Source organism: Neptunomonas phycophila (assembly GCF_001922575.1).
Lineage (GTDB): Bacteria > Pseudomonadota > Gammaproteobacteria > Pseudomonadales > Balneatricaceae > Neptunomonas > Neptunomonas phycophila.
Window position 1 is genome coordinate 328,765 of the sequence record NZ_MRCI01000002.1, and the last position, 9,403, is coordinate 338,167.

Genomic DNA, 9,403 nt, shown 5'->3' on the forward strand with positions numbered 1-9,403 from the left:
GTACAATGAATGGATTTCGGGTAGTTGTTCTTTCTGTTTTGGTGCTCAATCTTTATGCATGTACCAATTTACAAACAGATGATCAGAAGTACGTTAATAAAAATACGGTGTCATCAGAAGCAGCGCTAGAAGCTTATACTCGATTGGGTCTGCAGTATTTGCGAGGTGGGGATACGTCCAGTGCTAAGTCATCGGTGCAGAGAGCGCTCGAAATTCGTGAGGATTACGCGCCAGCTTACAACGCGTTGGGTTTGATCTTTCAAGTGGAAGATGAAAAAGGATTGGCTGAGCAGTATTATCGTAAAGCAATCAGCTTAGATGAAAAGTCGGCCATGTTTCACAATAACTATGGCGCTTTCTTATTCTCTCAGCAGCGTTACGAAGAGGCTTGTAAGCAGTTAGCAATAGCAACAGAAGACCCGTTTTATAATAGTCGTGGTCAGGCCTTTGAAAACTTAGGCCGGTGCTTAAATCGAATAGGCAAAACAGCTGAGGCTATTTCGGCTTTTGAGCGCTCACTTAAAACAGGTGGTCGCCGGCCTCAAGCATTAGTTGAATTAGCTCAGTTGTATTTAGATGCTAATCAAATAGCGAATGCGGAAGGCTATTACAAAGAATTTTCAGGTTTGGTTGATGATAAGCGAGTAAGTCACTCAGCAAAAAGCTTGTGGGTTGGTATCTTGATCGCACGGATGAATAATGATGTTTCTACCGCTGCGACTTACGCGCTTCTTTTGAAAAACCTATATCCTGCCTCTGAAGAATATAAATCCTATAAGGAATCGGCTCAGTGAGTAGTATGCCAGATGATAGTGTAATCCAAGAGGCTAACCGCTTCCCCGGTGAGCGCCTGATTATTGCGCGTGAGTCTAAAAACATGACTCAGCAATCGGCAGCAGATGAGTTGCATCTGCCGCTTCGTTACATTCAATGGATTGAGGAAGGCGCTTTTGAGAAGCTTCCAAGTCTTGTTTTTGCGCGAGGCTATATCCGTTCGTATGCGAAGGTTCTTGATCTCGACGGCGTTTCTTTAATTGAGTCTTTTGATAGACAATACGGTAAATCTAACAGCACCACACCCATACGCTCTGTTTCCAAAGTTCAAGAGCAAGTTAAATTGGGCGATCCGATGATTAAATACTCGGTATGGCTGTTTATTTTAGCAATTGTCGCTGTAACGGTTTGGTGGTGGAAAACACAATATGGTTTGTCTCCAGAAACCATGCCTAGTGCTGCGGAGCAGACGCTGTCTGTAGAAACGGCAGATGGCAATACACTTGTTTTACCTAAGTTTAATGACTCTGAGGTAACAGAAGAAACAGAAGAAGCGGTTTCTTCAGATGAGCCGCTAACCACAGAGGCAGAGCCAGAATATATGTCTGATGACCAAGTAGCCAGCTTGCAAGCCGAGTTAGATGCTCAGCCGGCAGCAGTATCTGCGTCTGATACTTCAGAACCATCAGCAACTGACGCTACGACTACCGATGAGCCAGCTTCTTCTGAACCGGTATCGGCTTCTGGGGTATACATAGCGTTTAATGATGATTGTTGGGTAACGATAAAAGACGCTAATGGGCGCACACTATTTAATAATATGCGTAAAGCGGGTGAGTCATTGAATGTTGATGGTCCGACGCCGATCAGGCTCACATTAGGGCGGCAGTCGGCTGTTTCTCAAATTACCTACAATGGTGATGTGATAGATTTGGCTCCGTTAAGTAATAATAATATTTCAAAATTCTCATTACCACTGAATCGATAGTAAGCGAGTAACCTGTTGGCTAAAGTTAAAGCAATTCGGGGGATGAATGATATTCTCCCGAGCAGTACCCCTATCTGGCAATATTTAGAAAGACAAGTTTCCACTGTGCTGTCTTCGTACGGGTACAACGAAATCCGTATGCCAATTGTTGAGCAGACTGAGCTTTTTAAACGTTCTATTGGTGAAGTTACCGATATCGTTGAAAAAGAAATGTATACCTTTAACGACCGTAACGACGAGAGCTTAACGTTAAGGCCTGAAGGTACGGCTGGGTGCGTTCGTGCCGGTGAAGAGCATGGTTTGTTATTTAATCAGACGCAGCGCTTTTGGTATCAAGGTCCCATGTTTCGCTATGAGAAGCCTCAGAAGGGGCGTTATCGTCAATTTCATCAGATAGGTGTTGAGACCTTCGGAATGGCATCCGCTGAGATTGATGCCGAGTTAATTGTCTTAAGTGCGCGTTTATGGAAAAAATTGGGTATATTGGACGCTGTTACTTTACAGTTGAACTCACTGGGGAGTACTGAAAGCCGTCAAGTCTATAAAGCTGACTTAACCGCCTTTTTAGAAGCTCGTTTCGATCAGCTTGATGAGGATAGTCAGCGTCGTCTCGCGACTAATCCGTTGCGAATTTTAGATAGTAAAGATACCAATACTCAGAATTTACTAGCTGATGCGCCCGTGTTGTCTGATTATTTAGATGAAGATTCAAAGTCTCATTTTGCACACTTAACTGAGTTGCTAGATGCATCCGGGATCCGCTACGAGGTTAATCCTCGTCTTGTCCGAGGATTAGATTATTATTGTAAAACAGTTTTTGAATGGGTTACTGACAAATTAGGTGCTCAGGGAACTGTTTGTGCAGGTGGGCGCTATGATGGGCTTGTTAAGCAATTAGGGGGCAAGCCAACCCCAGCTGTAGGCTTTGCGATGGGTGTTGAGCGTTTGATTTTGTTATTAGAAACGCTTAATGCAGTCCCTGAAGAAGAGCGCAGCAGCTTTGACTTGTATCTAGCCGCCGATGATAAAGCGGCTCAACAAGCGGTTTTTGCCATAGCAGAAACGCTTAGGGATGAATTGCCGTCGCTACGAATTCGTTGTCATTTTGCAGGATTGAAAAATATTAACAATAAAGCGCGCCAGTCAGGAGCCGCATTAATTGTGTTAATAAAACAAACAGAGCAAGGGCCAGTGGCAAGTTTATGGAATGAAGACGCGCTTGTGCAGTCAGATATTGCACTATCAGCGCTTCCTGAAATGATTAACAGTGCTTGGCAGTAATCATCAATCTGTAAAATGCTTAATTGTAAATTTTTGGAGTGTTACCCGTGGCAGAGATGCGAACAGAAGAAGAGCAAGTAGCAGCGATTAAAAGTTGGTGGAAAGAGAATGGCAAATCGCTAGTTTTAACCGTTGCCGTTGTGCTGGCGGGGTTTTTTGGCTGGAAAGCTTGGCAGCAGAAGCAAGCTAATGATGCGGAAGCTGCTTCTATTATTTACCAAAATTTAGTCCAAGCAGTGGCTGTTAGTGTTCAGCAAGGTGCTGCTGATGACGTGACTACAGCTAACCATTTGGGGCAACAACTTAAAAATGATTACGATGGTAGTGAATATGCCAAGTTAGGTAGCATGTTGTTAGCTCGTATTGCTGTGGATCAAAAGAATTACGATGCAGCGATGAAAGAATTAAATTGGGTTTTGGAAAATGAGCCAAGCCAAGAAATGACGTCAGTTATTCTTATGCGCAAAGCGCAGGTTTATCTGGCTCAAGGCAAGCCGGAGGAAGGGTTAGCGGAGCTTAACAAGGTGTCTGATGAGGCCTTCAAAGCCGCGGCGCTGGAGTTGTCAGGTGATCTGCAATTAGCTAAAGGAGATAAGTCCGCAGCTCGAAAGGCTTATGAGCAAGCGTTGCTAGCGAATAGCGATTCTGGAAGTAGGCAGTTGCTGACTATCAAACTGGATGATCTCGCTGCTGAGCAAGAGGGTTAACATTATGTTGCGCCGTTTGTTAGCTGCATCAATTCTTAGTATTTCCCTTACTGGCTGCAGCATGTGGGGGGGCTCTGATGAAGTAGAGCCTAACCCGTTAGTGGACTTTAGTGCTGAGCGTCAGGTAGTGGTTAAGTGGTCTAGTCAGGTCGGTGACGGTCCCGGCGAAGTTTTTAACCAAATGACACCAGCGTTACTGGATAACTCTGTATTTGCTGCGTCTGGTGATGGCGTAGTCGCGGCATTTGACCAAAACACAGGCAACCGCTTATGGCGTGTAGAGCTTGATCAGGAGTTAATCGGCGGCGTTGGTGCAGGTAGTGGTAAAGTAGTTGTTTCTACCATGGCGGGTGAGCTGATATGTTTAGATGCTGGCACAGGAGCTAAATTGTGGGTGGCTCAATTGTCATCAGAAGTAGTTTCTGATGCACAATTTAATAGTCAGTTAGTTGTTGCGCAGCAGGTAAATGGCAGAATCGTAGCGCTTAATGCTGATACGGGAGAGCAGGTTTGGAGCTATGAAAGCTCTATGCCTCGTTTGACATTGCGTGGGACAAGTTCTCCTTTAGTAGCTTTGGATGTAACGTTAGCAGGCCTGGACAACGGCAAGTTTGTAGCTCTGGATAATCAATCAGGTGGTGTGCTTTGGGAGCAAAGTATTTCTCTGGCTGAGGGGCGCTCTGAGCTTGAACGTATGACTGATGTTGATGGTCGACCGCTGTTGTTTGAAAACGTGATTTATATTCCTTCTTATCAAGGTAAGGTGGTTGCTATTAATCCGTTTAATGCGCAAACACTCTGGAGTAAAGACATCTCTAGCTACCACAGTTTGGCGGCGGGCTTTGGCAACATCTATATCAGTGAGGCCAATGATCATATACAGGCTTTAGATACACGCACGGCTGCGAGTGTATGGAGCCAGTCGCAATTAGAAAATCGTCAAATTACGTCTCCGGTTGTTGCTGGGAACGCGTTGGCGGTTGCAGACAAACAAGGTTATTTACACTTTATGTCTCAGATTGACGGGCACTTTATTGCTCGCTTTAAATTAGGCTCCGGTGTTACCGGTGATATGAAAGTAAAAGATAATACAATTTATGCGTTGACGGATTCAGGCCGTCTGTATGCGCTGACTCTTAACTGATTCAGCTTTCGTAATTCAGGCGGCTATCTGCGTAATGTAGATGGCCGCTATTTTTTGGTGTACAAACATGTTACCGGTAATAGCGCTTGTAGGGCGTCCCAATGTAGGCAAATCAACCCTTTTTAATCGTCTGACTAAAACTCGTGACGCATTGGTGGCTGATATGCCAGGCGTAACTCGTGATCGTAAATATGGCGAAGGAAAGGCCGGAGACAAAGCTTACATAGTCGTTGATACAGGAGGTATTACAGGAGACGAACATGGTCTTGATTACGAGATGGCTCGTCAATCGTTGCAAGCTATTGAAGAAGCCGATGCTGTTTTCTTCATCGTAGACGGCAGGGCGGGTATTCATCCGGCTGATGAGCTTATCGCTAACTATCTTCGCAAAGCAGAGAAAAAAGTATTTCTAGTCGTTAATAAAACAGACGGCTTAGATCCTGATGTTGCTATTTCCGATTTCTTTGCCATCGGCTTTGGGCACCCCCTAGCGATAGCGGCCGCGCATAACCGTGGCGTGACGTCCCTTGTTGAACACACCCTTGCAGACTGCGAAGACCTGGATGAAGAGGCACGCCATAAAGACAGTGGTGTTCGTATCGCGATTGTAGGGCGCCCTAATGTGGGTAAATCCACTTTGGTGAATAGACTATTAGGGGAAGACCGGGTCGTCGTTTTTGATGAAAGCGGGACAACGAGAGATAGTGTTTATATCCCTTATGAGCGCGATGGTCAAAAGTATACCTTGATAGATACGGCTGGAGTAAGGCGTCGTAAAAATGTGACGCAAGCGGTAGAAAAGTTTTCTATTATCAAGACTCTTCAAGCGATCAAAGACGCGAATGTGGTTGTGATTGTGGTTGATGCTCGACAAGGTATCACGGACCAAGATCTTCATATGATGACATTTGTACTTGATACAGGGCGTGCCGTCGTCATCGCGCTTAACAAATGGGACGGCATGAGTGAAGATCAAAAGAAAGAAGTGAAAGAACAGATTCAACGTCGTTTAGAGTTTTTAGATTTTGCGCGTTTTCATTTTATTTCAGCCTTGCATGGTAGCGGTGTCGGTGAGATGTATGCTTCAGTTGATGAGGCTTATGAATGTGCTATGGCTAAGTGGCCAACCCCGCGCTTGACTCGTTTGCTTGAGGATATCACGGCAGATCATCAGCCACCTTTAGTCGCTGGTCGTCGTATAAAATTACGTTATGCTCACCAAGGTGGTTCTAACCCGCCAATCATCGTAATCCATGGTAATCAAACGAATCAATTACCAATATCGTATAAGCGCTATTTGCAAAATAAGTTTATCAAAGTGCTTAAAATACGTGGTACACCGATGCGTTTTGAGTTCAAGACAAGCGATAACCCGTTTGCGAATAAGCGTAATATTTTAACACCGCGTCAAATTGCTAAGAAAGAGCGCCAGCAAAAGCACAACCGTGTGATGAAAAAGTCTAAAAAGGCACGTGGTAAATAAATGAGTGCTGCATCTATTGATGAGTCAAAGAAGCCTATAGGAGTATTCGACTCAGGCGTTGGTGGTTTGACTGTCTTGAATGAGCTGAAAAAGCAGTTGCCCGGTGAGGACTTAATTTATCTGGGTGATACAGCGCGTGTTCCTTATGGTACTAAAAGTGCTTTGTCTGTTACGCGTTATGCACGTCAGGCAGCTCAAGCGTTAGTTGATCGTGATATTAAATTGCTGGTCCTAGCATGCAATACTGTTTCTGCTGTAGCTGTTGAGCCTCTTCAAGTTGCTTTGCCTAATTTATTGGTTGTTGGTGTTGTGGAGCCGGGAGCTGAAGCAAGCTGCAAAGCAACGCGTAATGGCCATATTGGTGTTATTGCTACTGAAAGCACGGTAAGTAACCAAGCTTATCAGCGTGCTATTCTCACGCGTAGACCTGATGCAACTATTCAAGCACAAGCTTGTTCGTTGTTTGTTGCCCTAGCAGAAGAGGGATGGCACGACGGGGATTTAGTAGAGCAAATTGTTGCGAAGTGTTTGTCACCTATTATTAAGGCCTCATCTAATAGTTTAACTGGTATGGATACACTCGTATTGGGTTGTACCCATTTTCCAGCACTTAAAGCGAGCATTAGCCGAGTGTTAGGCAGTGATGTCGCTTTGGTTGACTCAGCTGAAACCACAGCAAGATATGTTGCAGGTCTGTTGAGTGATAGAGCATTGCTGAATGAGCAAAGTGAAGGGCAAGTCCAGTTTATGGTTACGGATGGTCCAGAGCGCTTTGCTCGTGTTGCGCCTTGCTTCTTTTCAGGGAGTGTTGAGCCTTCAGCTATTGAATTGGTTGATATTCAGCACTTTGGAGGCTGAGGAAAACCTACTAATAAAGGCGCCTTTTATGGGCGCCTTTATTTTTTGGTCTTTTTTACCTCTTTTTCACGATATTTTAACAATTAGCGGTTGACTCTAAATGGGGTGTCTGTAGAATGCGCACTCCTTGCTTAGGACGGCAGCGAAAGCGGCTTTGAACAGAGCAAGGCGGTGTTATTTAAGTGGTTGAATAAATTGATCTTTTAGATGGTTTTGTTCATTAAATAACAACGAGTTGTTAGCGTGTTTTGCTCAGCTTTGTTTTTGAAAATACTCGAAAATAAAATGCAAAATAAACGTTGACAACGACACGGGGTTCGGTAAAATACGCGCCTCACTGAACGAGACGGCACAACGCGAAAGCGGGTAGCGAGTCGGATGCAAATCAAACGTTCAGCGCTCTTTAACAAATTGGTCAGATAATTCGTGTGGGCGCTTGCTGGGATGAAGCTACAAAAGCTTTATCAGGTAAGCAACCAAGTGAATTCATGTAAACATACGTTTTATGAAGTAATGAAGTTAGCGAACCTGAGTCAGATTTAGATTGTTGAAGCTTCGGCAAAGACGATCGAAAAATTAAACTGAAGAGTTTGATCATGGCTCAGATTGAACGCTGGCGGCAGGCCTAACACATGCAAGTCGAGCGGTAACAGATCTAGCTTGCTAGATGCTGACGAGCGGCGGACGGGTGAGTAACGCGTAGGAATCTACCGAGTAGTGGGGGATAGCCCAGAGAAATTTGGATTAATACCGCATACGCCCTACGGGGGAAAGGAGGGGATCTTCGGACCTTTCGCTATTTGATGAGCCTGCGTAAGATTAGCTAGTTGGTAGGGTAAAGGCCTACCAAGGCGACGATCTTTAGCTGTTCTGAGAGGATGATCAGCCACACTGGGACTGAGACACGGCCCAGACTCCTACGGGAGGCAGCAGTGGGGAATATTGGACAATGGGGGCAACCCTGATCCAGCCATGCCGCGTGTGTGAAGAAGGCCTTCGGGTTGTAAAGCACTTTCAGATGTGAGGAAAGGTTAGTAGCTAATAACTGCTATCTGTGACGTTAACATCAGAAGAAGGACCGGCTAACTCCGTGCCAGCAGCCGCGGTAATACGGAGGGTCCGAGCGTTAATCGGAATTACTGGGCGTAAAGCGCGCGTAGGCGGCTAAGTCAGTCAGATGTGAAAGCCCCGGGCTCAACCTGGGAATTGCACCTGATACTGCTTGGCTAGAGTACAGAAGAGGGTGGTGGAATTTCCTGTGTAGCGGTGAAATGCGTAGATATAGGAAGGAACATCAGTGGCGAAGGCGGCCACCTGGACTGATACTGACGCTGAGGTGCGAAAGCGTGGGGAGCAAACAGGATTAGATACCCTGGTAGTCCACGCCGTAAACGATGTCAACTAGCCGTTGGGGAACTTGATTCTTTAGTGGCGCAGCTAACGCGATAAGTTGACCGCCTGGGGAGTACGGTCGCAAGATTAAAACTCAAATGAATTGACGGGGGCCCGCACAAGCGGTGGAGCATGTGGTTTAATTCGAAGCAACGCGAAGAACCTTACCTACTCTTGACATCCAGAGAATTCGCTAGAGATAGCTTAGTGCCTTCGGGAGCTCTGAGACAGGTGCTGCATGGCTGTCGTCAGCTCGTGTTGTGAAATGTTGGGTTAAGTCCCGTAACGAGCGCAACCCTTGTCCTTATTTGCCAGCACATAATGGTGGGAACTCTAAGGAGACTGCCGGTGACAAACCGGAGGAAGGTGGGGACGACGTCAAGTCATCATGGCCCTTACGAGTAGGGCTACACACGTGCTACAATGGTCGGTACAGAGGGCTGCAAACCTGCGAGGGTGAGCCAATCTCACAAAACCGATCGTAGTCCGGATTGGAGTCTGCAACTCGACTCCATGAAGTCGGAATCGCTAGTAATCGTGGATCAGAATGCCACGGTGAATACGTTCCCGGGCCTTGTACACACCGCCCGTCACACCATGGGAGTGGATTGCACCAGAAGTAGATAGTCTAACCTTCGGGGGGACGTTTACCACGGTGTGGTTCATGACTGGGGTGAAGTCGTAACAAGGTAGCCGTAGGGGAACCTGCGGCTGGATCACCTCCTTAAACGATTAGCCGAATCCTGGCATAGCGTTCACACGAATTATCTGACCGA

Annotated in this window: 7 protein-coding genes and 1 rRNA gene; all 8 read left to right on the top strand. The window is 45.9% G+C overall.

From position 1 onward, the window contains the following. Positions 1 to 5: 5 nt before the first annotated feature. Positions 6 to 794, top strand: coding sequence for a type IV pilus biogenesis/stability protein PilW (gene pilW / locus BS617_RS15445; RefSeq protein WP_075173869.1), 789 nt, complete (start codon positions 6 to 8; stop codon positions 792 to 794). A 5-nt stretch (positions 795 to 799) separates the two neighbouring features. Then, positions 800 to 1,762 carry a RodZ domain-containing protein gene (locus tag BS617_RS15450; protein ID WP_249263632.1) on the top strand — a complete coding sequence of 321 codons (963 nt, stop codon included), beginning with the start codon at positions 800 to 802 and terminating at the stop codon, positions 1,760 to 1,762. 42 nt (positions 1,763 to 1,804) lie between these two features. Further along, on the top strand, positions 1,805 to 3,043 hold the full coding sequence (hisS, locus tag BS617_RS15455) for a histidine--tRNA ligase (RefSeq protein ID WP_212667469.1): 1,239 nt from the start codon (positions 1,805 to 1,807) through the stop codon (positions 3,041 to 3,043). Positions 3,044 to 3,099: 56 nt separating this feature from the next. After that, on the top strand, positions 3,100 to 3,750 hold the full coding sequence (locus BS617_RS15460) for a YfgM family protein (RefSeq protein WP_075173905.1): 651 nt from the start codon (positions 3,100 to 3,102) through the stop codon (positions 3,748 to 3,750). 4 nt (positions 3,751 to 3,754) lie between these two features. Beyond that, positions 3,755 to 4,894, top strand: coding sequence for an outer membrane protein assembly factor BamB (gene bamB / locus BS617_RS15465; protein WP_075173872.1), 1,140 nt, complete (start codon positions 3,755 to 3,757; stop codon positions 4,892 to 4,894). A gap of 67 nt (positions 4,895 to 4,961) precedes the next feature. Beyond that, positions 4,962 to 6,377, top strand: coding sequence for a ribosome biogenesis GTPase Der (der, locus tag BS617_RS15470; RefSeq protein WP_075173906.1), 1,416 nt, complete (start codon positions 4,962 to 4,964; stop codon positions 6,375 to 6,377). Continuing rightward, positions 6,378 to 7,235, top strand: coding sequence for a glutamate racemase (gene murI / locus BS617_RS15475; RefSeq protein ID WP_075173873.1), 858 nt, complete (start codon positions 6,378 to 6,380; stop codon positions 7,233 to 7,235). A gap of 578 nt (positions 7,236 to 7,813) precedes the next feature. Further along, positions 7,814 to 9,354, top strand: a 16S ribosomal RNA gene (locus tag BS617_RS15480). Positions 9,355 to 9,403 lie beyond the last annotated feature (49 nt).